Source organism: Listeria floridensis FSL S10-1187, from assembly GCF_000525875.1.
Classification (GTDB): Bacteria; Bacillota; Bacilli; order Lactobacillales; family Listeriaceae; genus Listeria; species Listeria floridensis.
In genome coordinates this window covers 26,153-51,710 of the sequence record NZ_AODF01000004.1, presented here as the reverse complement: position 1 = coordinate 51,710, position 25,558 = coordinate 26,153, and the positions used below count along the sequence as shown (strand labels likewise).

Genomic DNA, 25,558 nt, shown 5'->3' with positions numbered 1-25,558 from the left:
AAAAATCTGAAGAGCATCTCGTCAGTTAATTTCATACACTAGAATAATTTATCATACAAATGACTTTCTTGCAAGTCCTTATGCGGAAATGCTGCAAAGATTTTTTACTTGACAGCAAAGTGCGCTTTGTTGCGGGTTCAAGAAGATGGGCTTTCAATCGTTTCGCGAATATAGTAAAATAGATGCGAACGAGAAAAGTTAATGCTTAAATGAGCAAACTAGATCAGTTGAATAACTGGTTTCAAGGAGGAAATATCATGTCACTTGAAATAGAAACAAAACTCGGCACGGTAGCAATCACAGACGAAGTCATTGCAACGATTGCAGGCGGTGCTGCTGAAGAGAACTTCGGGATTGTCGGAATGGCAAGTCGTCATCAAATTCGCGATGGCTTAACGGAGATTCTCGGTCGTGAAAATTATACAAAGGGCGTTATTGTTAGAAAAGAAGGCTCTGGTCTTCACATCGATATGTATATTATTGTTCGATTCGGTACGAAAATTTCCGAAGTGGCGCATAATGTGCAAGAACGTGTTAAATATACACTTGAAAAAACACTTGGACTTACAGTCGACTCTGTAAATATCTTTGTTCAAGGTGTCAAAGTCTTGGACGAAGATTAAGGGGGATTCTAAAGTTGGATACTTATCAGTTAGACGGAGAAAAATGGGCAAAAATGATTGCGCTCGGCGCGGAAAATTTAACCAAAAATGCTGACTTTGTAGATTCGCTGAATGTTTTCCCTGTTCCTGACGGCGACACTGGGACGAACATGAATTTATCCATGACAAGTGGTGCGAAAGAGGTTAAGACGCACGAAACGGCAAATGCTGGCGCAGTAAGTGCAAATCTGGCAAAGGGTCTTTTAATGGGAGCTCGTGGTAATTCAGGGGTTATTTTGTCGCAGCTATTCCGCGGTTTCGCAAAAGCAGTTGAAGGAAAAGAAAGACTTTCACCAGTTGACTTTGCCGGCGGATTTGTTAAGGGCGTTGAGACGGCGTATAAGGCTGTAATGAAACCTGTTGAAGGAACGATTTTGACGGTTGCGCGTGAAGCAGCAAAAGCTGGGATTGAAGCAGCAAGCCGAGAAGATGCAACGATCGAGGCGGTTATGAAGGACATTCTTGCTAAGGGGAAAGAAGCGCTTGAAAAAACCCCAGAGCAGCTTCCTGTACTAAAAGAAGTAGGTGTAGTCGATAGCGGCGGTCAAGGATTGATTATTATTTATGAAGGATTCTATGGCGTCCTAACGGGTAACATGGAAATTCCTGACTATATGCTTTCGATGAGCGAGCTTGTGAGCGCGGAGCACCACCGCCATGTGCAGGACTTTATGTCGACAGAAGACATTGTTTATGGGTACTGCACGGAGATTATGGTGCGAATTAATGAGAATAAGCCCGGCCAAAAAGCCTTTGACGAAACTGAATTCCGCAATCACTTAAGTACGATGGGGGATTCGCTTTTAGTTGTTTCTGATGATGAAGTGGCTAAAGTACACGTCCACACAGAGCATCCAGGTGATGTTTTCAATTACGGACAGGAATTCGGCAGCTTGATTAAGATGAAGGTTGAAAATATGCGCGAACAGCACGATGCAATTGTATCCGAACCGGAGGAACAAGCGGCACCAAAAGAGAAAGTTCCATTCGGGATTGTGACGGTTTCGGCCGGAGCAGGTATCAAAGAATTGTTCTTAAGTGTCGGAGCGACGGTCGTGCTTTCTGGCGGTCAAACGATGAATCCGAGTACGGAGGATATTGTAAAAGCAATAGAATCGGCAAATGCGGAGCAAGTTTTTGTTTTGCCGAACAATAAAAACATTTTGATGGCAGCTGAGCAAGCGGCGGCTGTGCTTGGTGAGGAAAGTGTTCAAGTGATTCCGACGAAGACGATTCCAGAAGGGCTTGCGGCACTGCTTGCGTATCAACCACGTGCTGATTTCTCTGAGAACGTCGGGGCAATGACACAGGTTATTGATGAAGTGAAAAGTGGTTCTGTGACGACGGCTGTTCGGGATACTACTGTTGAAGGTGTTGAAATTCATAAGGATGATTTTATTGGGATGATCCAAGGGAAAATCAAATATAGTGAAAAGACACTCAAAGCTACGGCGCTGGATACGCTCCAAGCGATGCTTGATGAAGACAGTGAAATTGTGACGCTAATTTTCGGGGAAGGCGCAACGCCCGAAACGGCAGAAGAGCTTGTGGATGCTCTTACTGATGAATTCCCTGATGTGGAATTTGAAGTGCATGACGGCGGTCAGCCGGTTTATCCATACATTTTTTCTGTTGAATAACAAAATCGTCAAACGATGACGGGGAAAGGATGTTTCAGATGAAGTTTAATAGTGTGTTCGATGTTATCGGGCCGGTAATGATTGGTCCTTCAAGTTCCCATACGGCGGGAGCAAGCCGTATTGGAGCGATTGCAAGAAGTGTTTTTAACGAACAGCCTGCGCAAGTGGACATTCATTTGTACGGCTCATTTGCAAAAACGTATAAAGGTCACGGCACAGATGTTGCCCTCATCGGGGGTTTGCTTGGTTTTGAACCGGATGATCCACGAATGAAAGATTCACCTAAGCTTGCAGAGGATTGGGGCATGCACATTCAATTCATCGAAGAAACGGAGGAAGCTCCTCATCCGAATACGGTTAAGCTTGTGCTGAAAAACGGCATGAAGCAAATGACGCTTGTTGGTGCTTCAATTGGCGGCGGCAAAGTGGAAATTATCCGCTTGAATGAATTTGAACTTGAATTTACAGGGACGGCGCCGGCGCTACTTATTCTTCATGAAGATAAGTTCGGGGTGATTGCGAATACGACGCGCATTATTGCCGATCATGAGATTAATATCGGTGCGATGAAAGTTTCGCGAAAAGTAAAAGGCGATGATGCCCTAATGGTGATCGAAGTAGATCAGCCTGTTGATCAAAGTCTCCTTGATGGAATTGCAAAATTAAAAGGTGTTTTCCAAGTAGCCAGTATAATTATTTAATTTAGGAGTGTGAAAGTTATGTTTCGTACGGTCGCAGAATTAGTGGATATCGCAAATCGCGAAAATAAACCAATCTCAGAAATCATGATTGAACGCGAAGTGAGCGTTTCCGGAAAGTCACGCGAGGAAGTAATCGAAGCGATGGAGCGGAATCTTGAAGTGATGGAACAAGCCATTAAAGACGGCGAAGCGGGTGTCGAGTCGACGACAGGACTGACTGGCGGCGATGCAGTCTTAATGCAGGAATATATTGATAAAGGCAATTTTCTTTCGGGCGATGTGCTTTTACGTTCTGTTCAAAAAGCTATCGCAACGAATGAAGTCAATGCGGCAATGGGCGTTATTTGTGCTACGCCGACAGCAGGAAGCGCAGGGGTTGTTCCCGGCGTCTTATTTGCGGTCAAAGATCGACTGAACCTGACGCAAGAACAAATGATCAATTTTCTATTTACAGCCGGCGCATTTGGCTTTGTTGTGGCAAACAATGCGTTTATCAGCGGAGCGGCAGGCGGTTGTCAAGCTGAGGTAGGTTCAGCAAGCGCAATGGCTTCAGCGGCCCTTGTTGAAGCTGCCGGCGGAACGCCGGAACAATCAGCTGATGCAATGGCAATGACGATGAAAAATATGCTAGGTTTAGTATGTGATCCAGTTGCCGGACTTGTTGAAGTACCTTGTGTGAAACGTAATGCGCTTGGTTCGTCGCAAGCTATTATTTCAGCAGATATGGCGCTTGCAGGGATTAAGAGCCGCATCCCGTGTGATGAAGTAATTGAGGCGATGCACCGCGTTGGTCTTCAAATGCCAAGCAGTCTAAGAGAAACAGCAGAGGGAGGACTGGCGGCGACGCCGACGGGACGCATGATTCAAGCAAAAATCTTCGGCTTGTCGCCTGAGGGCATTGGAGAATAATTTAACAAAGATACCGCTTACGATGCTGAAGGGAATCGGAGAGGAAACCGCTAAAACGTTTAAGGAACTCGGAATTGAATCAATATATGATTTGCTTTGGAATTTCCCGTACCGCTATGAAGATTACCGGATGCGGGATTTGTCCGAAGTGGAAAACGGGGAACGGATAACGGTCTATGGCGAAGTATTAACCGAACCGGTTGTCAGTTATTATGGTAGGAAAAAATCAAAGTTATCGTTTCGTTTATCTGCTGACGGGCAAATCTTGAAAATTGATTTTTTTAATCAGCCATACTTGAAAAGCAAGATCGCAGCGGGCGAACAAGTGACAATCTCTGGAAAATGGGATAAAAATCGAGCGCAAATTACGGCAAGCAAATTCGGGAGCGGCTTAAAAAGTAGCGATGAAAATCTTGAGGGTGTTTACAGACTGAAAGGCAATATGCGCAATAAAACGATTTTTTAAATACACGAAACAAGCTTTTGATACTTTTCATGAGCTGATTGTTGAAGTGATTCCGGAAGAATTATTAGAACGTTATAAGCTAGTTTCTCGTTCTGACGCGGTTTGTATGCTGCACTTTCCAAAAGATGATGCGGAACTTAAGCAAGCGAGGCGGCGGATGGTTTACGAGGAATTTTTGCTTTTCCAAATGAAAATGCAGTTTTTCAGGAAGATTGAACGGGAACGCTCAAATGGCATCTCAATTGACTATGATGTAGAAGAATTGCGAACTTATATTGATGCTCTGCCATTTCCACTCACGAATGCGCAAAAGCGTGTAGTGAATGAAATCAGCGGTGATATGAAATCGCATTTTCATATGAACCGGCTTCTTCAAGGCGATGTAGGTTCTGGGAAAACGGTCGTGGCAAGTATTGCGATGTTTGCGGCGGCGAAAAGCGGTTTTCAAAGCGCCCTCATGGTACCAACGGAAATTCTTGCTGAACAGCATGCGAATTCGCTCTTTGATTTGCTTGAGCCGTTTGGCGTGACAGTCGGCTTGCTTACAAGCAGTGTTAAAGGCAAGAAGCGGCGTGAACTGCTTGCGATGCTTGAAGCGGGAGAACTGGACGTTTTAATTGGGACGCACGCTGTGATTCAAGAGGATGTAATTTTTAATCGTCTCGGGCTTGTAATTACTGATGAACAGCATCGTTTCGGCGTAAATCAACGCCGCGTCTTGCGAGAAAAGGGCGAGTATCCGGATGTTCTTTTTATGACGGCAACCCCGATTCCGCGAACGCTTGCGATTACTGCATTCGGTGAAATGGATGTTTCGATTATCGATGAGCTTCCGGCGGGGCGAAAAGAAATTGAAACGTTTTGGGTGAAACATGAGATGCTTGATCGTGTGATTGCATTTATGGAAAAAGAAATCGCAAAAGGCAGACAGGCTTACGTCATTTGTCCGCTGATTGAAGAGTCGGAAAAACTTGATGTTCAAAATGCGGTTGATTTTTACAATATTTTGCTTACGAAATGGAAAGGCAAATATACACCAGGTCTTATGCACGGGAGACTGCTTCCGGCAGAAAAAGATGAATTAATGCGCGCTTTTAATGACAAACAGATTGATTGCCTTGTTTCAACGACGGTTGTCGAAGTCGGAGTGAATGTGCCGAATGCAACGATGATGGTCATCTATGATGCTGATCGGTTTGGCCTCGCGCAGTTGCACCAGTTGCGCGGCCGGGTCGGCCGCGGTAGCGAACAATCCTATTGTATTTTAATTGCTAATCCAAAAACGGAAGTCGGCAAAGAGCGGATGTCGATCATGACAGAAACAAGCGACGGTTTTGTGCTTAGTGAACGTGATCTTGAACTGCGAGGACCGGGGGATTTCTTCGGTAAGAAGCAAAGCGGGATTCCGGAATTTAAAGTGGCTGATATGGTGCACGATTACCGGGTGCTTGAAGTGGCACGCCAAGATGCGGCGAAGCTGATTTTTGAAGAAGATTTTATGAATCAGCCGCGCTATGAAAAACTGCGAAACTTGCTTGATGACTTAGGGGTCTTTGGTTCGGAGAAGCTTGATTAGATGGAAAAAGCTTGCAAGGAAGCAGCTTTTTATATAACATAATGAACGTATAGAAATAACTTGCAAATCGACGTTCGGATGGGAGAATTCTTCGATTTTTCCTGTCCCGTTTTTTTACCCGAAATTTAGTAGCTGGTATTAGTATCATGAAACAAAAGAGATGGGGAAGTCGAATGAAAAAATATCCGAAGAAGGAACGGCAAACAAGGCTGCGCGAAGTCATCGAAGAAAATCCGTTTATCACGGATGATGACTTGGCGAAGAAATTTAATGTCAGTGTGCAAACTGTACGACTTGATCGTGTGGCACTGTCGATTCCAGAACTGCGTGAGCGGATTAAACATGTGGCAAGTGAGAACTTTGCAGATTCGGTCAAAAGTTTGCCGCTTGAAGAAATTATCGGTGAAATTATTGACATTGAGCTGAATAAGAGTGCCATTTCGATTTTTGATGTGCGCGAGGAGCATGTCTTCAAGCGAAATAAAATTGCAAGGGGACATCATTTGTTTGCGCAAGCGAATTCGCTTGCGACAGCAGTTATTCCGAACGAACTTGCACTTACAACACAAGCAACTGTGCGTTTTGTCCGCCAAGTAAAACTCGGCGAACGCGTAGTCTCTAAGGCATTTGTGAGGCAGCAAACTGGAAAACGGACGATTACGATTGTTGATGTCCGAAGTTTTGTCGGCGACGAGGTTGTTTTGAAGGGTAAGTTTGAAATGTACCATGCTACAGAAAAAAGTAAAAGGACTGACGAAAAATGAAAATAGCGATTGATGCGATGGGCGGGGACAACGCGCCGAAAGAAATTGTTCTCGGTGTAATGGAAGCGGCCAGCCAGTTTAAAGATGTGGAATTTATTCTTTTTGGAAAAGAAGAAGAGATTTTGGAACACTTGACGGATAAGACGCGTGTCACCATTGTACATACAGATGAAAAAATTGAAAGTGATGATGAGCCGGTTCGCGCTGTGAAACGCAAAAAGAATTCTTCGATGGTGCTTGCTGCCCAAGCTGTAAAAGACGGTGAAGCAGACGCCTGTATTTCTGCGGGCAATACTGGTGCGCTAATGTCAACCGGACTTTTTGTTGTCGGACGAATCAAAGGGATTGATCGTCCAGCGCTTGCACCAACGCTTCCGACGATTAGTGGAAAAGGGTTTGTGATGCTTGATCTTGGGGCGAATTCGGATGCGAAACCGGAGCATTTGCTGCAATTTGGATTGATGGGCTCGATTTATGCGGAGCAGGTGCGCAAGATTGAAAAACCGCGAATCGGGTTGCTCAACATCGGGACGGAAGCAACGAAGGGAAACGAACTTACAAAGAAAACCTATGAACTGATGAAAGAACAATCGGCTTATCATTTTATCGGAAATATTGAATCTCGTGATTTACTGATGGACGTGGCGGATGTGGTTGTTACGGACGGATTTACAGGAAACATGGTGTTGAAAAGTCTGGAAGGAACCGGTGCTGCCTTTTTCTCGATGCTTAAGATGAGCTTGATGGGCAGTTTTAAAAATAAACTCGCGGCGGGTGTTTTGAAAAAAGATCTGCTTTCGCTACGGGCAAAAATGGATTACAGCGAATACGGCGGTGCTTGCTTGTTCGGCGTTCAAGCTCCGGTAATTAAAGCGCACGGTTCATCGAATGCGCACGGCATTTTTACGACGATCCGCCAAGCGCGTGATATGGTTGAAAAACAAGTTGTTGAAACGATTAAAGCAGAAATCGATCAAGGTAGATTAGGAGGACAAACGAATGAATAAGATAGCTTTTGTATTTCCCGGTCAAGGTTCGCAAAAAGTCGGAATGGGTCAAGATGTAAGTGCAACATATCCAGAAGCGAAAGCGGTTTTTGAAAAAGCCGATGCCAAACTAGGTTTTTCGCTGACAGATATCATTACAGAAGGACCGATCGAACTGCTTACGAAATCGGAAAATGCGCAACCTGCCCTCGTCGCAACGAGTGTAGCCATTTTGCGTGCTCTTGAAACAGCAGGAATTAAGGCAGATTATGCAATCGGGCATAGTCTTGGCGAATATAGCGCCCTTGTTGCCGCTGGTTTTCTCTCGGAAGAAGATGCGATTTATTTGGTTCATGAGCGTGGCAAACTGATGGAAGCAGCAGTTCCGGACGGTGCGGGTGCGATGGCAGCTGTGCTTGGTCTTGATGCAGAAACGATCGAACACGTAACGGCAGAAATCGCGAAAAGCGAACCTGTTCAAATTGCGAACTATAATTGTCCAGGGCAAATCGTGATTTCTGGGACGAAAGCAGGAATCGACAAAGCGGCAGAAGAACTGAAAGCAGCAGGAGCTAAACGCGTTATGCCACTTGCTGTAAGCGGTCCGTTTCACTCGGCATTAATGAAACCTGCGGCTGAAAAATTCGGTGCTGTTCTTAAAACGGTAACACTTCTTGACGGAGATATTCCGGTTGTGAACAACGTTGATGCAGAACCGCTTACAGATAAAGCACTTCTCGAAGATAAACTAATTCGCCAAATTTATTCTCCAGTCCGTTTTGAACAATCGGTTGAAGCTTTAATCGAAGCAGGGGTTGATACTTTTGTCGAAATCGGCGCCGGAAAAGTGGCTTCTGGTCTCGTGAAAAAAATTAATCGTGAGGTTAAGGTACTAAATGCTTTTGACCTTGAAAGCCTTGAAGCGGTCATAGCAGAACTTAAAGGAGGAAAATAAATGGGAACTCTTAGCGGGAAAGTAGCTGTCGTAACGGGTGGCTCGCGCGGCATCGGCCGTGAAATTGTTTTGAAACTTGCGAAGGAAGGAGCAAACATCTTTTTCAATTATGGTGGTCGTGCTGATGCAGCCAAGGAAACGCTTGATCTTTTGAGCGAATACGGTGTCGAAGCAGAAGCAATGAAAGCAGACGTATCGAGCCCAGAAGATGTGGATGCTTTCTTTAAGGAAGTGATGGAGCGTTTTGGCCGCATTGATATCCTCGTAAACAATGCCGGCATTACACGCGATAATCTCTTGATGCGGATGAAAGAAGAAGAATGGGATGATGTAATTAATATCAATCTGAAAGGCACCTTCCTGACAACAAAAGCAGTAAGCCGAATTATGATGAAGCAACGCGCTGGAAAAATCATCAATATGGCTTCCGTTGTCGGCATCATCGGAAACGCCGGCCAAGCCAACTACGTTGCAAGCAAAGCCGGTATGATTGGCCTTACGAAAACAACAGCTCGTGAACTTGCACCGCGTGGTATTAATGTGAATGCTGTTGCACCGGGCTTTATTGAAACTGAAATGACAGCTGAACTGGATGAGAAAACAAAGGAAATGATGCTTGAACAAATTCCGCTACATGCTTACGGAAAAACAGCGGATATTGCGAATGCCGTTTATTTCCTTGCAAGCGACAATGCGAGTTATATCACGGGGCAAGTCCTCTCTGTTGACGGCGGAATGAACATGTAAATTAACTGTTTACGCGCGTCATGTTTTCCGCTATAATACTTGGAGGGAGGTGAAGTATAACCATGGCAGAACAAGTATTGGAAAAAGTTACAAAAATCATCGTTGACCGTTTAGGCGTCGAAGAATCTAAAGTAACTTTAGAAGCTTCCTTTAAAGATGATCTAGGGGCTGATTCTCTAGATGTAGTTGAACTTGTAATGGAACTTGAAGATGAGTTTGGAGTAGAAATCTCTGATGACGACGCTGAAAACATCGCTACAGTAGGCGATGCAGTGAAGTACATAGAGGCAAATGCATAATTTCAGTGACGAGATAAACGAGGGTGTCCAGTCGCTTTGTTCTAAAGCTTAGGCGAAGGAGAAGCGATTTGACAGCCTCTTTTTCTAACGTCAGATGGTTTATTTTCTAAGCAGCTTGCTGTTATTTAGCTGTTTAGAAAATGAACTTGACTAGTAAAGAGAAGGAGGAACAAGTTCATGAATATTTGGGAAGAGTTGCAGGAAAGCGTAGGGTTTAGTTTCAAGGAACTTAGTTTGCTGCAAACGGCGTTTACACATTCTTCTTATGTCAATGAACACCGTAAAGAACATTTAAAAGACAATGAACGTTTGGAGTTTCTCGGAGATGCTGTCCTAGAGCTGACCGTTTCCGATTATTTATTCAAAAAGTATCCAGATATGGCTGAAGGTCAAATGACGAAAATGCGTGCTGCGATTGTTTGCGAGCCGTCACTTGTTGAGTTTGCGGATAGTGTGCATTTTTCAAAATATGTTCGTCTTGGAAAAGGCGAAGAAAAGGCTGGCGGAAGAACGCGCCCGGCACTTCTTGCAGATGTGTTTGAAGCGTTCATCGGTGCGCTTTATTTAGATAATGGGCTTCAAAAAGTGATTCAATTTTTAGAGCGGATTGTATTTCCAAAAATTGATGCTGGAGCCTTTCTTGAAACAGTAGATTATAAAACACAGCTTCAAGAAATTGTACAGCGCGATCGAGATGTTTTGATCGAATATGATATTCTTGGCGAAACCGGGCCGGCGCATAATAAGGCCTTTGAAGCGCAAGTTATCGTCAATGGTCAAGTTCTTGGAAGAGGAACTGGGCGAACGAAAAAACAAGCGGAACAAAATGCGGCAGAATTTGCCGTTAGTAAACTGATGCATCAGTAAAGAAAGGAGAGAAGCGGTTTGCTTTTAAAACGACTGGAAATGAATGGCTTCAAATCGTTTGCTGATAAAGTAGCGATTGATTTCGTTCCCGGAATGACAGCGGTTGTCGGTCCAAACGGCAGCGGTAAGAGCAACATCACCGAAGCGATCCGCTGGGTTCTAGGTGAACAATCTGCAAAAAGCTTACGCGGCGGGCGCATGGGCGATGTCATTTTTGCAGGTAGCGACACAAGAAAACCGATTAATTTTGCTGAGGTTTCTTTGGTTTTGGAAAATAACGACCGCTTTTTACCGGTCGATTATAGTGAAGTGGTGGTTACGCGGCGGATTTATCGAAATGGAGACAGTGAATTTTTGATAAATAAGCAAACGTGCCGTTTAAAAGATATTGTAGATTTATTTATGGATTCTGGGCTTGGCCGGGAATCCATGTCGATTATCTCGCAGGGGAAAATTGATGAAATCTTGAACAGTAAGCCAGAAGAGCGCCGTTCAATCTTTGAAGAAGCAGCGGGTGTTTTAAAATATAAAAATCGTAAGAAACAAGCTGAAAATAAGTTGTTTGAAACTGAAGAAAACTTGAACCGGGTTCAAGATATTCTTTATGAACTTGAAGGACAGCTTGAACCGCTTGAGATGCAGGCTTCAATTGCCAAAGATTATTTGTATCAACAAGAAGAACTTGAAAAATATGAAGTGGGTTTGCTTGCGTTTGAAATGGAGTCTATCGCGGCGAATCTTGAAAAAAGTCGTGCAAATTTCATGGAAAATCAGTCGATCCTTATTGAGCTGCGTCAAAAAATCACAAAGCTTGAAAATGATCTATTTGGTCGAAAAGAAAACGTAACCGAAGTTGATGCCGATCTTGAAGTATTGCGAAGCGATTTGCTTCTTGAAACCGAACGATTGGAACAGCTTGAAGGTGAACGTAACCTTGTGCTTGAACGAAAAAAAACACGGTAGCGAAAATGAAACCGAACAGCAGCAAACACTGCTTCAAGCACTTGCGAAAATCGAGACACTTGAAGCAGAAAAACGTAATTTGTTAGAGCGGAAACGCGAAAAAGAAACCGCGTATGAAGTTTCAGCAAAAGAACGTAAAGTGTTGCTTGAAAAGCTGAAACATTATGATGCACTTTCGGAAGAAGCAATCGAGACTCGAAAGAGCGATTTATTTGAGCTGAAATATGAAGAGACGACGATTCGCAATGACCTCAGTCACTTGGAACGCGAAATCATACAGCAAAATGCGCGCACAGAGCGGCTCGACCATGAAAATCGGGAACATCTAAAGGCACGGGAAGAACAAGCCAAGCGGACAGAGCAAAGTGCAGCAGAACTTGCGGCGATCGGTGAAGAACTCGCGGAACAGCTGGGGATTTATCAGGAGGTATCAGCGGTTGTTGAGAAGAAGGCAGCTGAATTTGAGCGAGCGGAACGCGAGCTCTACCGCCATTATGAAAAGGTACAGCAAACAAAATCACGCAAGGAAACGCTTGGCGAGTTGCAAGATGATTATGCCGGCTTTTTTCAAGGCGTACGTGAAGTTTTAAAGGCGAAAGATGAACTTTCAGGCATTAATGGCGCGCTTGTCGAACTGATTGAAATTCCAGAAGCGTATCAAAAAGCTATGGAGATTGCGCTTTCCGCCAGTGCGCAGCATGTTGTCGTTCAGGATGATAAAGCGGCGCGCGAGGCAATTCAGTATTTGAAGAAAACTCGTGCTGGGCGGGCAACGTTCTTGCCACTTTCGACAATCAAGCCACGTGAGATTCCAGCGGCAACGCTAAAGGCGCTTCAAAATGAACCAGCTTTTGTGGCACTCGGGTCAGATGTAGTTCGTTATAATGATACGTTTGCTCCGGTGGTGCTAAATGTACTCGGTACCACGATTCTTGCTAAAGACTTACGCGGAGCAACGGGACTTGCGCGACTTGTGAACCATCGTTTCCGCGTCGTGACGCTTGACGGTGATGTTGTAAATGCTGGCGGTTCGATGACGGGCGGGGCGGCGAAGCAAGGTAAATCGTCGATCATGACACGTAAACTTGAACTTGAACAGCTTGAAAAATCGCTTGCGATGCTTGAAGCGGAAACACAGAAATATGAAGAACACGTGAAACAAGTAAAGGCAAGCCTCGCAAATAAACGTGAAGAACTGGAAGAAACCCGTCAAATCGGTGAAAATTTACGTTTACGCGAAAATGAAATGAAAAGTCGTACTGAACGTGAACAAGAAGCGTTTGAGCGTGTGAATAAACAGCTCTCGCTTTATGATATTGAAAAGAAAAATGGGGAAGCAGAAAAAGCGGAACTATTTGAGCGGCAAGCTGAGCTTGAACGCAAGAAAGCGGACTTAGCGGCCGAGATTGAAGCGCTTGACCGCGAAGTGAGCAAGCTTACAGAAGAAAGCAAAGCCGCAAGCAGTAAGAAAGAAGCCGATCAAGAGATTTTTGCGGCGCTTGAAGTGAAAATGGCGGCGCAGAAGGAACAGCTTCAATCGGCAACAAATGATGTTGCACGGGTAGATGAAACACTCCAAGATAGCTATTCTCAAAAGGAAGCGGCGGAAGAAAAAATAAAGGCGCTAAAAGCTAACATTACAACGGTTGAAACGTCAGCAGAAGAAGCCGGACGTGAGATTGAAAAACTGCGTCGTAAAAAGGCTGAGACAGCGGAAGCCATCGAAACGAAGAACGCGCTTCGGGCGGAGCTGCAAACAGAAATTGCCGCGCTTGAAGCGAAACTGACAGATCAAAATAATCAAGCAAGCTTTTATGCAGAGCAGAAAAACCAAGCTGAGATTGAAATCGGGCGGAGCGAAGTTGATCTGAAAAATCGCACGGACCGGCTGTTAGAAGCGTATATGCTTACCCCGGAAGAAGCGGCAGAGCGAGGTGTTCCTGAGCTTGAAGAAGATGTGCTGCGAAGTAAAGTACGAATGCTGAAGCGTTCGATCGAAGAGCTTGGTGTGGTTAATATTGGAGCGATTGAAGAGTTTGACCGGATTAAAGAACGGTTTGAATTCTTGAATAGCCAACGGGATGACCTTTTAAATGCAAAGGAAACGTTATTCCAAGTGATGGATGAAATGGATGACGAAGTGAAGAAACGCTTCGGTGAAAGTTTTGAAGCGATTAAGCATGAATTTGCGATCGTTTTTCCTGAGCTATTTGGCGGCGGGAAGGCGGAGCTCGTTTTGCTTAACCCTGAGGATCTTCTCACGACCGGGATTGACATTGTGGCACAGCCGCCTGGTAAAAAACTGCAAAATTTATCGCTTCGTTCCGGCGGCGAGCGGGCGCTTACGGCGATTGCACTATTGTTCGCGATTATCCGTGTCCGGCCGGTACCGTTTTGTATTCTCGATGAAGTGGAAGCGGCGCTTGATGAAGCGAATGTAGTACGGTTTAGCCGTTACCTCAAAAAAATTGATGAAACAACGCAGTTTATTGTGATCACGCACCGTAAGGGAACAATGGAAGAAGCCGATGTCCTTTATGGGGTTACAATGCAAGAATCGGGTGTTTCAAAGCTTGTATCGGTCAGACTGGAAGAAACCGCCGAATTGATTAAGTAAAGGAGAACAAATTCGATGACTTTTTTTCAAAAAAAATAAAAGATAAAATCACAGGGCAAAATGAAGAAACAACGGAAAAGTACAAGGAAGGCTTGACGAAAACACGTAGCAGTTTTTCTGGGAAGTTAAATGAAATCATGTCGCGCTACCGGAAAGTCGATGAAGATTTTTTTGATGATGTTGAGGAAGTTTTGATCGGCGCGGATGTTGGCTTTGAAACCGTGATGGAGCTCGTTGATGAGTTAAAAAAAGAAGTGAAACTGCGCAATATCAGCGATCCAAAGCAAGTTGAGGAAGTGATCGTTGAAAAGCTCGTCGCGATTTATCAGGGGGACAGTGACGCCGAAGCTGGGCTGAATATGCAGGAAAATGCACTCACAGTCATTTTGTTTGTCGGTGTGAACGGAGTGGGTAAAACAACAACGATTGGAAAACTCGCGCATCAGTTCAAATCAGAAGGTAAAAAAGTGGTTCTTGCGGCGGGCGACACGTTCCGAGCGGGCGCAATTGATCAGCTGGAAGTGTGGAGCGAACGCGCCGGTGTTGATATCATCAAGCATGCAGAAGGTGGCGACCCGGCGGCTGTAGTTTTTGATGCGGTTCAATCGGCGAAAGCGAAACAAGCAGATGTGCTACTTTGCGATACGGCTGGGCGGCTTCAAAATAAAGTTAATTTGATGAATGAGCTTGAAAAAGTGAAGCGTGTCATTACGCGAGAAATTCCGGATGCACCTCATGAAGTATTGCTAGTTCTCGATGCAACAACGGGGCAAAATGCACTGGTGCAGGCAAAACAATTTAAGGAGGCGACGGATGTCAGCGGGATAGTCTTGACGAAACTAGACGGCACCGCGAAAGGCGGCATCGTGATTGCGATTCGGAATGAACTTCAAATTCCGGTTAAATTTGTTGGGCTCGGCGAAAAAATAGATGATCTTGAACCGTTTGATGCAACGGATTATGTTTATGGTCTGTTTGCAGATTTGATCGATCAGGAAAGCAAATAAAGCAGGTAGGACTAGAACAAGGTGGGGTTCATTACTCACAAATTTGTTCTAGTCTTTTTCCGGTTGACATTCTTTGACTAAACACGTAATCTAGAGAAAGGAAGAGGTGTTTCGTTTGTTTGATAAGACAACTCGGATGAATTTGTTGTTTGATTTTTACGAAGGATTATTAACTGAAAAACAAAAGGCTTACATTTCGCTTTATTATTTAGATGATTTTTCGCTTGGCGAAATTGCGGAAGAATTTGAAGTGAGCCGTCAAGCCGTCTATGATAATATTAAGCGAACGGAAGATAGTCTTGAAAACTATGAAAAAAAAACTTGGTATGCTTGAAAAATATATGAAACGCGAGCAGCTTTTAACAAAGCTCACAGAGGCTTATCATGCTGCGGGCTTGCAAGATGAGACGATCGAGCAGCTGTTTTTCGAGTTGAAGAAAATAGATTAGGAGGCCAGATTTATGGCATTTGAAGGATTAGCTGGAAGACTTCAAGAAACGATGAATAAAATTCGCGGCAAAGGGAAAGTCACCGAAGCTGATGTAAAAGAAATGATGCGTGAAGTTCGGCTTGCACTTCTTGAAGCCGATGTTAACTTTAAGGTTGTCAAAAACTTTATTAAAACGGTAAGTGAACGTGCGGTAGGTTCGGATGTTATGAAGAGCTTAACGCCAGGTCAGCAAGTTATTAAAATCGTCCAAGAAGAACTAACAAATTTGATGGGCGGAGAAGAAAGCAAAATGGAAGTGGCCGACAAGCCGCCGACGGTTGTGATGATGGTCGGTCTTCAAGGGGCCGGGAAAACTACAACGACTGGGAAGCTCGCAAATTTGCTTAGGAAAAAATATAACCGCAAACCGCTGCTCGTGGCTGCTGATATTTACCGCCCAGCGGCAATTAAGCAACTGGAGACGCTTGGAAAACAACTGAATATGCCTGTTTTCTCACTGGGAGACCAAGTCAGCCCGGTTGAAATCGCCAAACAGGCCATCGCGAAAGCGAAAGAAGAACATCTTGATTATGTCTTAATTGATACAGCGGGACGTCTTCACATTGATGAGGAATTGATGGGGGAATTAAAGGAAGTCAAGGAAGTGGCTTCTCCGTCTGAAATTCTGCTTGTCGTTGATTCTATGACGGGTCAAGATGCCGTAAACGTGGCAGAAAGCTTCAATGAGCAGCTTGGTGTAACCGGAGTTGTCTTGACGAAACTTGATGGCGATACGCGCGGCGGTGCCGCACTATCAATTCGTGCTGTAACTGGGAAACCAATTAAGTTTGTCGGGATGGGCGAAAAAATGGAGGCTCTTGAAAGTTTCCACCCAGACCGGATGGCTTCACGGATTCTTGGAATGGGCGATGTTCTCTCCTTGATTGAGAAGGCACAAACGGATGTTGACCAAGATAAGATGCGGGAAATGGAGCAAAAAATTAAAGAGAACTCGATGACACTCGATGATTTTCTTGATCAGCTCCAGCAAGTGAAGCAAATGGGACCGCTCGATGAACTTTTAAAAATGCTTCCTGGGGCGAATAAAATGAAAGGCCTCGATAATATGCAAGTGGATGATAAGCAGCTTGGGCATATTGAAGCGATAATTAAATCGATGACGAAAATGGAAAAAGATAATCCAGATATCATCAATGCCAATCGTCGTAAGCGGATTGCTCGCGGAAGCGGAAGACCAATTCAAGAAGTCAATCGTTTGCTGAAACAGTTCAATGAAATGAAGAAAATGATGAAGCAAATGTCTGGCGGAATGGGCGGAAAAGGTAAGAAAAAAAAGAATCCATTTGGGAATTTTAAGATGCCGTTTTAAGGCGGATTTTGAAAAAGGCAAAGCTCACGCTTTGCCTTTTTCTATTGGTTTTGTTAATCTGGATAAGGATTGTTATTTTTTGAAAACTGTTGAAAACTATGTATTCAATAGTTCTATATACCTATTTACAATTAGTCCAAAGTCTAAAAAACGTGACTTAATAGGGATTTTGCTATAACTTTTTATCGAATCATAACCAAAAGTACTGTTTTTTGAGTTCTAGTTCTTTTTGCTTTATTTTTTGTGTCCAACTCCTTATATTGTAAATAACTCAACACAATTACATAGAGAACAAATGTTAGGAGGGATATGTATAGGTCTATAATTCTGAAAAGTTACTTTTGTGCGTTACGGTTGTTAGTTTATTGTTGGCGTGGGGATCACAAACAGCCTGGTGAAGCAAATAGGAAAAACAATAGAGAAAACCCCTTGATTTGAGTGAATGGATTTGCCAAATGGCAATAGGGGGGAAAATAAATGGGAAATAGAAAGATGGATTATAAGCGCAGTTTAAATGTGAAACGTGCACAAAAAGCCAAACTGATTGCAGCCCTTGTAACAACGACGACAATGATGGTTGCTCCGGTTTCGGTTAATTTTGACGGGTTAAAACATGGTATTCAAATCGGAGATGTAAGTGTTGATGCTGCAACACTTGATTTGCTTGGAAATTCCAATTTAAATCCTGTTTATGCGAACGGGAAGCTGACATTAACTTTATCAGGGACGCAATTAGCAGGGGTTGGGGTAATTCCTAGTTACTATACGTACTTCCAATTACCTTCTGAGCTTACAAGCTTACTTTCAAATCCGAATGTCAGATCATATACGACAATTGGATATAGTATCCCAGTTGTACAGGTTGGGCCAATTGGGCTTCCGCCGAAGACTGGAACTGTAACTGGAAATAATTTAATTTTAGATACTGTGCACAACGCGATTGGAGCGAAGATTGATTACAATCTTGTTTCTGTTGGAGTGCTTGCCACGAATACATTTACATTGACAATTGATCTTGCAGCACTTGGAATTATGGCTTTGCCGGCTTCAAGCGATGGGAAATTAGAATTCGCTGCTCGAAGCGGTGACGGTCTTTTAGATATTGACTTGCTTTCAAGCGGAGCAGCTAAAACAATGTTAGATACTGAAATTGGGGATGCTGACGCGGATGCCGACGCTGATGCGGATGCGGATGCCGACGCTGATGCCGATGCTGATGCCGACGCCGATGCAGATGCGGATGCCGACGCTGATGCCGATGCAGATGCGGATGCTGACGCGGATGCGGATGCTGACGCAGATGCAGATGCGGATGCTGACGCTGATGCGGATGCTGACGCTGATGCGGATGCTGACGCTGATGCGGATGCCGACGCAGATGCCGACGCTGACTCAGATGTGGATATTGATTGGAGAGATTTCTTGGTTGATCAGCCTTCGATTGACCCGATTCGGGCGGGGGATAAGGTGATTACCGGGGAAACTCCTTATAAAGCAATGCAAGCTATGATTCGCGCTGCAATTGCTGCTGCTCCTGCTGGAACGACATTTACAGTTAATGTTTATCTTCCAGACGGAACGGTTATTCACAATGTTCCTGTAAGTGCCGATGGTTCGTTTAGGGTCACTCTTCCAGATGGAACGGTTCTAAGTGCAGGGGATATCGTTGGATTCTCCCTTACTGCAACAAATGCTCAACGGTCGAAAACAGGCTCTACTGTCGTAGCTGTTGTTCAACCGGGTATGGATGATACAGATGCCGACGCTGATGCGGATGCCGATTCTGACGCTGACGCCGATGCTGACTCAGATTCTGATTCAGACTCTGATGCGGATGCCGACGCAGATGCCGATTCCGATGCGGATGGCGATGGTTCAGGATCTGGAAACGGCTCTGGAAGTGGTCATCTTCCTACGAAAGTAATGCCGGTTTCTACTAGCGGCGGAAGCGGAACTCTCACTTATACGGTTGGTTCTGGGGCAAGTGACCTTTCAAGCAGTTCTGGAAACGGTGTATGGCTTCCGAAAACTGGAGATACGGAAAGTAAGGCCGCTCCTTGGATCGGTGCCGGAATGCTCGCTGCTCTTGGTGGACTTCTGTTTGGGAAACGCAGAAAAAAAGCAAGTAAATAAAAAATAGAGGGCTGTCCCACCTATTCGCTTGAATGGGTGGGCAGCTTTTAAAGGAGTTGTTTTTAATGTCTTTTGAAGCAGCTTTTAGGGGAATAGAAAATGAAGTGACAGAATTCCTTTTGTCTAAGGAAAATGTAACTTATGAGATGAAATGGAATGGTTTTTTGACGATCGGTTACAAGGAAAAAAGAGCACATGTCCTTAATTTCAGCTATCTTTCGCTTCGGAGTTTGATGAATGAAATGAAAAAAACAGCCAGAAAATGGCAAGACTCAGGCGCTGTCTCTTTGAAAATTGATATTGCTTTCGACTACGCAGATATGCCGCTCTATGAGTGGAATCAAGAGGTTCTTGCAACAAAGAAAAATTATTATCGCCGCGGTATCGCTTTCGATAAAAACTTTTCATTTGCACTTCTTGAGCAAGAGCTAAACGGAAATGCTATTTTAAAATCTGGTAAGGAAGAAATTTGTCTCAATGTGACGAACTTGAATCGCTATTTGATGCAAACTGGTAAAAATAATGGTCAGCTTGAATTAAACGGTTATACGAATGTAACGACTTTCAATACGTATGGCTGGTTTTTTGATGGAACGGAATGGTTTCCTTTACATACGGACTCGCTTTATCACGGAACGCGAAATGAATCGCTTTCGCCGGAGCGTGTAAAGGAAGTTGTAGAAAATGCTGGGTTATACTTAGCTGAACAAGTGAAAAAAACAGGGGAATTCCATTACGGCTATTTCTCATGTTTCGATAAAACGATTAAGCACTACAACACACTGCGGCATGCGTCTAGCCTCTATTCGATGCTCGAAGCGTATGAGCTTTCAGGTAACTCAAAAATACTCGAGCGCGCTACTCAAGCACTCGTTTATTTAAAGGAAAACTTTATTTTTGAAAAAGAAGATTTTGCTTATATGATTGAGCCGGAAATGCGTGAAATTAAGCTCGGAGCAAATGCTGCTGCACTACTTGCATTCTCAAAGTATATGCAGATTACAGACGATAAAAGCGATATTTTACTTGCAAGAAAACTTGCATATGGAATCCTCAGACTTCAGGAAGACGACGGTTCGTTTATTCATGTGCTCGATTATCCGTCGCTTGAAGTGAAAGATCCTTTTCGTATTATTTATTACGAAGGAGAGGCTGTTCTTGGGTTGCTTCGTCTTTATGAAGTTGACCGAACGGAAGATTTCTTGCGCGGAGCTGAGAAAGCCTTTGATCACTTTATTGCTAAGAACTTTTGGCAGAATCACGATCACTGGCTGAGTTATGCGGCGAATGAAATTACGAAATATTTTCCAGATGAAAAATATCTGTCATTTGGAATGAAAAATGCTTTTGATGCGCTCGATTTTATTTTCAATCGTGAGACGACTTTTCCAACGTTTTTAGAACTTACAACGGCTGCTTATGAGCTTTATGAAAAAGATATTCCGCTTCCGGCTGGATTTACGGAGGAGTTTTCGCGCGACAGGCTTGTTGAAACGATTAAAAAACGAGCGAACTATCAACTCAACGGATTGTTTTATCCAGAAGTGGCAATCTATTTCAAGAACCCAGAAAGAATTACTAATAGCTTCTTTATACGGCATCATTCATTCCGTGTCAGAATTGATGATGTTGAACATAACATTTCCGGTTATACGAAATTTTATCACCTCCTTAAAACTGGATTTTTGAGGGAAAAAGTATAAATATTACGCTGTAAAGAAAAAACACTTTACAAACAAATCCTTTACTGGTAATATATATACTTGTGTAAGACATTATGGAGGTGTAACTAAACATGGCAGTTAAAATTCGTTTAAAACGCATGGGCTCGAATAAAAAGCCTTTTTACCGTATTGTAGTTGCTGACTCGCGTTTCCCGCGTGACGGCCGTTCGATTGAAACAGTTGGAACTTACAACCCGCTTGTAGATCCTGCTGAAGTTAAAATCGACGAAGAAGCAGTTTTGAAATGGATGCACAATGGTGCAAAACCTTCTGACACTGTTCGCCATTTGTTTTCTGACAAAGGCATCATGGAAAAATTCCATAACCAAAAATTAGGTAAATAAGGAGGCTAAGTGCGAATGGAAGATTTGATTCTCGCCATCGTAAAGCCGCTTGTTGACCATCCAGATGATGTTTCGCTTGCAAAAGAAGAAACAGAATCGACATGCTTTTATAAGCTATCTGTAAACAAAGAAGATATGGGTCGTGTAATCGGCAAGCAAGGTCGGATTGCAAAAGCGATTCGCACGCTTGTTTACGCAGCAGGACTCAAGGCGGACAAAAAGGTTCGACTTGAAATTATCGACTAGTTTAGAGAAAAAATCCGTTTCCCTATTATTAGGGAAACGGATTTTTTGCATATAAGCACTTCTTGCCTGTGACCTGTTTAAAAATGCTGGGCATGAAACCGTAAATGTGCTTCGATAAAGCTCGCCACAAAATAGTAACTGTGATCGTAACCATCAACAAGGTGATAAGTGAGCGGATAGTCGGGAGCTGTTTTGGAAAGAAAATACGCCGGATCGAGCTGCTCGGCAAGAAACGGGTCTTGTCTCCCTTGGTGAATTAGGATAGGCACTTGGTACGTTACCGCTTGAATCAGCTCGGATGCATCCCAGTTTTTCCAAGAAATTTGGTTGACCTTGCCAAGATAATTTGTGAAGGCTCTTATGCCCCAAGGAACTTGACTTGGCGATAAAATCGGTGCAAATGCAGAAATGGAGCTAAATCGTGTCGGGTTTTTCAGTCCAATCACAAGCGCCCCGTGACCACCCATTGAGTGCCCAGAGATGGCTTCTTTGCCGCTAAAAGTGAAATGCTGTTTAATTAGATCGGATAGCTCCTCGGTCAGGTAGCGGTACATCTGATAATGTTCACTCCACGGTGCCTCAGTCGCATCGAGATAGAAACCTGCGCCTTGACCAAGATCATACTCAGGATCGTCAGCGACATGCTCGCCGCGCGGACTTGTATCAGGAATCAAAATGGCGATACCGAGTTCGGCTGCTGTACGCTGGGCTCCTGCTTTATGAGTAAAATTGTCATCGGTCGAGGAAAGACCGGATAGCCACCATAGAAGTGGAGGGTGCGGGAATTTATGGGTATCTGGCAGGAATAAGCTGAATGTCATCGGGCAATCGAGTACGGCAGAATCATGGCGGTATTTCAGTTGGGTTCCGCCGAAACTGTGATGGTTTTCAAGTTGTTCAAGTGGTTTTTTTGGCAATGCAGTCACTCCTTTTCATAAGATAGGACGGTTCGGATCGACTCGCCGCTGTGTAACAAATCAAAAGCTTGATTGATTTCGTCAAATGGCATTCGGTGGGTGATAAACGGATCAAGCTGGATTTTTCCATTCATTGCTTCTTCGACCATTCCTGGAAGTTCGGTTCGGCCTTTTACGCCGCCAAAAGCTGAACCGCGCCAAACTCGGCCAGTGACAAGTTGGAAAGGACGGGTGTGGATTTCTTTGCCGGCTCCGGCAACACCGATGATGATGCTTTCACCCCAGCCTTTGTGGCAGCATTCGAGTGCAGAGCGCATGACGTCAACGTTTCCGATACACTCAAAGCTGTAATCGACACCGCCGTCTGTCATTTCAATGATGATTTCTTGAATCGGCTGGTCAAACTTGGAGGGGTTTAGGAAATCTGTGGCCCCCATTTCGCGTGCAAGTGTGAATTTATCTTCGTTTAAGTCGATTGCGATGATTCGTCCGGCGCGGGCTTTTACGGCACCTTGAATTACAGCAAGGCCGATTGCGCCAAGTCCAAATACGGCTACGGTTGATCCAGGTTCTACTTTGGCGGTGTGGTCAACTGCCCCAAGACCTGTTGTTACGCCGCAACCAAGCAAACAGACTTTATCAAGCGGTGCAGCAGGATTGATTTTGGCAAGGGAGATTTCAGAGATAATGGTATATTCGCTGAAGGTACTTGTCCCCATATAGTGGTAAACGGGTTTGCCTTGGTAGGAAAAGCGTGTTGTCCCGTCTGGCATTAGACCTTTTCCTTGAGTTTCGCGGACGGCGCTGCAGAGGTTAGTTTTACCTGATTTGCAGAATTTGCACTCGCCACATTCGGCGGTATAAAGCGGAATAACGTGGTCGCCAGGAGCAACGGTTGTAACGCCTTCTCCTACTTCGACAACGGTTCCGCCGCCTTCATGGCCTAGTACGGCAGGGAAGACGCCTTCGGGATCATCACCGGATAAGGTAAAGGCGTCGGTATGGCAGACGGAAGTAAAATCAATTTTAACTAATACTTCACCTTTCTTTGGGGGAGCTACATCAATTTCGACAAGTTGAAGCGGCTCTCCGGGAGCAAATGCTACGGCTGCTCGTGATTTCATAAAACTTCCACTCCTTTATGTATATTATTTTGTGTTTCATTTGCATTTTAACATAGTGAGATGGAGTTTTCGCGGGAAATGAATTCGGTTTCAGCGGAATAAATTTACTGAAATGGCGTTTTCTAGGCATTAGGAGAGCCTTTTTTTGGGGAAATAAGTTACAATATATGAATGTGGAATGGAGGTTAGTAATGATGAAACCTATCATAGGAATTACAGGAAATGAACTAGTAAAAGGTGCCGATATATTTTACGGACACCGTGTAACATATACGCAGCAACGTTATGTCGATGCGATTCAAAAGGTTGGTGGGCTGCCGCTTGTAATCCCAGTGGGCGATGCAGAGGCTGCTAAACAAGCTATTGGGCTTGTTGATGGCTTATTAATGACGGGCGGGCAAGATATTACGCCACAATTCTACCGAGAAGAGCCGCTTCCTGAGATTGGCAATTATTTTCCGCCGCGTGATCATTCTGAGATTGCGCTAATTGAGGAATCAATGAAGCTTGGGAAGCCGATTCTAGCGGTTTGCCGCGGTATGCAGCTCGTTAATGTGGCACTCGGTGGATCGCTTTATCAAGACGGTTCTTATGTGAAAGAATCAGGCTTACTGCAACATTTGCAACGGGCGGACGATCAGCTTCCTTCTCATACGGTTGAGATTGATCCTGAAAGTATTCTTGCGACGGTTCATTCAGTAGAGAAACGGGTAAACAGTTTACATCATCAATATATTAAACAAGTTGCTAATCAACTCGAAGTGACAGGACGAACAAAAGACGGTATGGTTGAGGCAGTAGAAGGTAAAGGAACTGGAAACTGGTTGCTTGGGGTGCAGTGGCATCCTGAATTAATGTATGATAAAGATCCGGAAAGTGAAGCACTTTTTGCTTTATTTGTGGAAGAAACGAAAAAAACGGCAGGAAAAGATAAGCGATAATTTGTGCTTATCTTTTCTTTCTTTTAAACCTTTCTTAAAGTTGATTTGCTAAGATTGCAAATGCAGACAACAAGATGGGAAGGGGCAGAGGAGTTGAAGAAAAAAAATGCAGCTTTTTATACTAGTGCTTGTAAGTGTGGTACTGCTTTATTTAATTATTTTAGCGGTGCTTATGATTCAAGGAGCAAAAAAAAGAGCCGAAGCGTAATCCTGATACTGTGATTGTACTTGGTGCGAAAGTAGAAGGTGATCCAGCAAAACCTAGTAAAATTTTACAAGAACGGCTGGATCAAGCGGTTTCTTTTTTGAGAAATAATCACGTTAAACAAGTGATTGTAAGCGGAGGACAAGGAGAAGATGAAACGGAACCTGAGGCGAAGGTGATGAAGCATTATTTGATGGATCAGGGGATTTCTGAATCACTCATTCAAACGGAAGCGCATTCCAGTCGAACTGCTGAAAACTTGCTGAATTCCAAAACAAAGTTTGCGCTCGGGAAAACGGTAATCATTACAAGTGATTATCATATGTACCGAGCGCTTCTACTTGCAAAACGTGCAGAAATTGACGCGTCGGGTTCTCCAGCAAAGACAAAATCAGATTCACGCTTTAGAAATTATGTGCGAGAAGCGGCTTCGATTAGCTACGGACTGTTTTTTGACCGTTAAAAATAATCGTTATTTTAGTAAATTCATTGGTAATCCTGCTCTGAACTGATAGAATAGAAGTATAAACTTGTGCAGGCGGGGGGGATTTAGATGCAGATTATCCAGAAAATCACTGTAAAACAAGTACTTACTGAAAAAAGCCGCGCCGAGCTTTTAGAATATTATGAGACGCAGCGGCAAACACTTGAAAAGGAACGTGAACAGCTTTTGTTTGAACAAAAGAAAGTTGAGCATAAAAATAAATTCCAAAGAGAACAAGTAAGTGATTATTTTGAAAGAGAAGTGCATCTTCGCAAGGAAAAAATCAAACTGGTAGACTTTCAAGTTGAACAACTGCAAACCTTACCGCTTGGCAGCGAGATTCGCGAGCGTGAAATGGAAGCCTTAGCAGAAATTGCTGTTGGCGATAAGTGGGATGCTTCACTATTTAATAAGACTATTGTCGTAACAGACGGAATAGTGACTGAAATACGTTAGAGGTG

Annotated in this window: 21 protein-coding genes and 4 pseudogenes; 23 read left to right on the top strand and 2 right to left on the bottom strand. The window is 44.0% G+C overall.

The window, feature by feature from the left end; translation table 11 throughout:
- The first annotated feature begins 257 nt into the window (after nt 1-257).
- From MFLO_RS02600 to MFLO_RS02510, 20 genes and pseudogenes are all read left to right on the top strand, one after another.
- The gene (locus MFLO_RS02600; protein WP_036096172.1) at nt 258-623 is read left to right on the top strand and encodes an Asp23/Gls24 family envelope stress response protein; all 366 of its coding nucleotides are present in this window, start codon (nt 258-260) and stop codon (nt 621-623) included.
- A 14-nt stretch (nt 624-637) separates the two neighbouring features.
- The gene (locus tag MFLO_RS02595; RefSeq protein ID WP_036096170.1) at nt 638-2,302 is read left to right on the top strand and encodes a DAK2 domain-containing protein; all 1,665 of its coding nucleotides are present in this window, start codon (nt 638-640) and stop codon (nt 2,300-2,302) included.
- A 38-nt stretch (nt 2,303-2,340) separates the two neighbouring features.
- The gene (sdaAB, locus tag MFLO_RS02590) at nt 2,341-3,003 is read left to right on the top strand and encodes an L-serine ammonia-lyase, iron-sulfur-dependent subunit beta (protein ID WP_036096169.1); all 663 of its coding nucleotides are present in this window, start codon (nt 2,341-2,343) and stop codon (nt 3,001-3,003) included.
- An 18-nt stretch (nt 3,004-3,021) separates the two neighbouring features.
- Nucleotides 3,022-3,912, top strand: a complete 891-nt coding sequence (gene sdaAA / locus MFLO_RS02585) for an L-serine ammonia-lyase, iron-sulfur-dependent, subunit alpha (protein WP_036096167.1) — start codon at nt 3,022-3,024, stop codon at nt 3,910-3,912.
- Between the two features lie 22 nt (nt 3,913-3,934).
- A pseudogene (gene recG, locus MFLO_RS02580) lies at nt 3,935-5,954 on the top strand (ATP-dependent DNA helicase RecG).
- A 173-nt stretch (nt 5,955-6,127) separates the two neighbouring features.
- Nucleotides 6,128-6,718, top strand: coding sequence for a transcription factor FapR (gene fapR / locus MFLO_RS02575; protein WP_036096165.1), 591 nt, complete (start codon nt 6,128-6,130; stop codon nt 6,716-6,718).
- Nucleotides 6,715-7,725 carry a phosphate acyltransferase PlsX gene (gene plsX, locus MFLO_RS02570; RefSeq protein ID WP_036096164.1) on the top strand — a complete coding sequence of 337 codons (1,011 nt, stop codon included), beginning with the start codon at nt 6,715-6,717 and terminating at the stop codon, nt 7,723-7,725. Before fapR ends, plsX begins: the two co-directional genes overlap by 4 nt.
- Entirely contained in the window at nt 7,718-8,659 is a 942-nt protein-coding gene (fabD, locus tag MFLO_RS02565; RefSeq protein ID WP_036096162.1) for an ACP S-malonyltransferase, read from the top strand. Before plsX ends, fabD begins: the two co-directional genes overlap by 8 nt.
- Nucleotides 8,660-9,406 carry a 3-oxoacyl-[acyl-carrier-protein] reductase gene (gene fabG, locus MFLO_RS02560; protein ID WP_036096161.1) on the top strand — a complete coding sequence of 249 codons (747 nt, stop codon included), beginning with the start codon at nt 8,660-8,662 and terminating at the stop codon, nt 9,404-9,406. It abuts the gene before it with no gap.
- A 62-nt stretch (nt 9,407-9,468) separates the two neighbouring features.
- On the top strand, nt 9,469-9,705 hold the full coding sequence (locus MFLO_RS02555; protein ID WP_036096159.1) for an acyl carrier protein: 237 nt from the start codon (nt 9,469-9,471) through the stop codon (nt 9,703-9,705).
- A 177-nt stretch (nt 9,706-9,882) separates the two neighbouring features.
- Nucleotides 9,883-10,572 carry a ribonuclease III gene (rnc, locus tag MFLO_RS02550; protein WP_036096158.1) on the top strand — a complete coding sequence of 230 codons (690 nt, stop codon included), beginning with the start codon at nt 9,883-9,885 and terminating at the stop codon, nt 10,570-10,572.
- Nucleotides 10,573-10,590: 18 nt separating this feature from the next.
- A pseudogene (gene smc / locus MFLO_RS02545) lies at nt 10,591-14,152 on the top strand (chromosome segregation protein SMC).
- Nucleotides 14,153-14,187: 35 nt separating this feature from the next.
- Entirely contained in the window at nt 14,188-15,159 is a 972-nt protein-coding gene (gene ftsY, locus MFLO_RS02540) for a signal recognition particle-docking protein FtsY (RefSeq protein WP_036096156.1), read from the top strand.
- Nucleotides 15,160-15,295: 136 nt separating this feature from the next.
- Nucleotides 15,296-15,608: pseudogene (locus MFLO_RS02535) on the top strand (putative DNA-binding protein).
- 12 nt (nt 15,609-15,620) lie between these two features.
- Nucleotides 15,621-16,979: a signal recognition particle protein gene (gene ffh, locus MFLO_RS02530; protein WP_036096154.1), complete on the top strand. Its 1,359-nt coding sequence runs from the start codon at nt 15,621-15,623 to the stop codon at nt 16,977-16,979.
- 477 nt (nt 16,980-17,456) lie between these two features.
- Nucleotides 17,457-18,389: pseudogene (locus MFLO_RS17125) on the top strand (Lmo1799 family Asp-Ala repeat surface protein); the annotation flags it as partial.
- 87 nt (nt 18,390-18,476) lie between these two features.
- The gene (locus MFLO_RS17120) at nt 18,477-19,112 is read left to right on the top strand and encodes an LPXTG cell wall anchor domain-containing protein (protein WP_420912510.1); all 636 of its coding nucleotides are present in this window, start codon (nt 18,477-18,479) and stop codon (nt 19,110-19,112) included.
- 65 nt (nt 19,113-19,177) lie between these two features.
- Nucleotides 19,178-20,815: a hypothetical protein gene (locus MFLO_RS02520; protein WP_036096153.1), complete on the top strand. Its 1,638-nt coding sequence runs from the start codon at nt 19,178-19,180 to the stop codon at nt 20,813-20,815.
- Between the two features lie 92 nt (nt 20,816-20,907).
- On the top strand, nt 20,908-21,180 hold the full coding sequence (gene rpsP, locus MFLO_RS02515) for a 30S ribosomal protein S16 (protein WP_036096151.1): 273 nt from the start codon (nt 20,908-20,910) through the stop codon (nt 21,178-21,180).
- Between the two features lie 15 nt (nt 21,181-21,195).
- Entirely contained in the window at nt 21,196-21,426 is a 231-nt protein-coding gene (locus MFLO_RS02510) for a KH domain-containing protein (protein ID WP_036096149.1), read from the top strand.
- Nucleotides 21,427-21,503: 77 nt separating this feature from the next.
- Here the strand turns inward: MFLO_RS02510 and fghA are convergent, their stop codons facing one another.
- Together fghA and MFLO_RS02500 are read right to left on the bottom strand one after the other, a co-directional pair.
- On the bottom strand, nt 21,504-22,343 hold the full coding sequence (gene fghA, locus MFLO_RS02505) for an S-formylglutathione hydrolase (RefSeq protein ID WP_036096148.1): 840 nt from the start codon (nt 22,341-22,343) through the stop codon (nt 21,504-21,506).
- Between the two features lie 5 nt (nt 22,344-22,348).
- Entirely contained in the window at nt 22,349-23,467 is a 1,119-nt protein-coding gene (locus MFLO_RS02500) for an S-(hydroxymethyl)glutathione dehydrogenase/class III alcohol dehydrogenase (protein ID WP_036096147.1), read from the bottom strand.
- Nucleotides 23,468-23,661: 194 nt separating this feature from the next.
- Between MFLO_RS02500 and MFLO_RS02495 the strand changes: the two genes are divergently transcribed.
- The 3 genes from MFLO_RS02495 (at nt 23,662) to MFLO_RS02485 (ending at nt 25,553) form a co-directional block, all read left to right on the top strand.
- Nucleotides 23,662-24,408, top strand: a complete 747-nt coding sequence (locus MFLO_RS02495) for a gamma-glutamyl-gamma-aminobutyrate hydrolase family protein (protein WP_036096223.1) — start codon at nt 23,662-23,664, stop codon at nt 24,406-24,408.
- A 218-nt stretch (nt 24,409-24,626) separates the two neighbouring features.
- Nucleotides 24,627-25,076: a YdcF family protein gene (locus tag MFLO_RS02490; protein WP_241433513.1), complete on the top strand. Its 450-nt coding sequence runs from the start codon at nt 24,627-24,629 to the stop codon at nt 25,074-25,076.
- A 90-nt stretch (nt 25,077-25,166) separates the two neighbouring features.
- Nucleotides 25,167-25,553, top strand: a complete 387-nt coding sequence (locus MFLO_RS02485; RefSeq protein WP_036096146.1) for a YlqD family protein — start codon at nt 25,167-25,169, stop codon at nt 25,551-25,553.
- Nucleotides 25,554-25,558 lie beyond the last annotated feature (5 nt).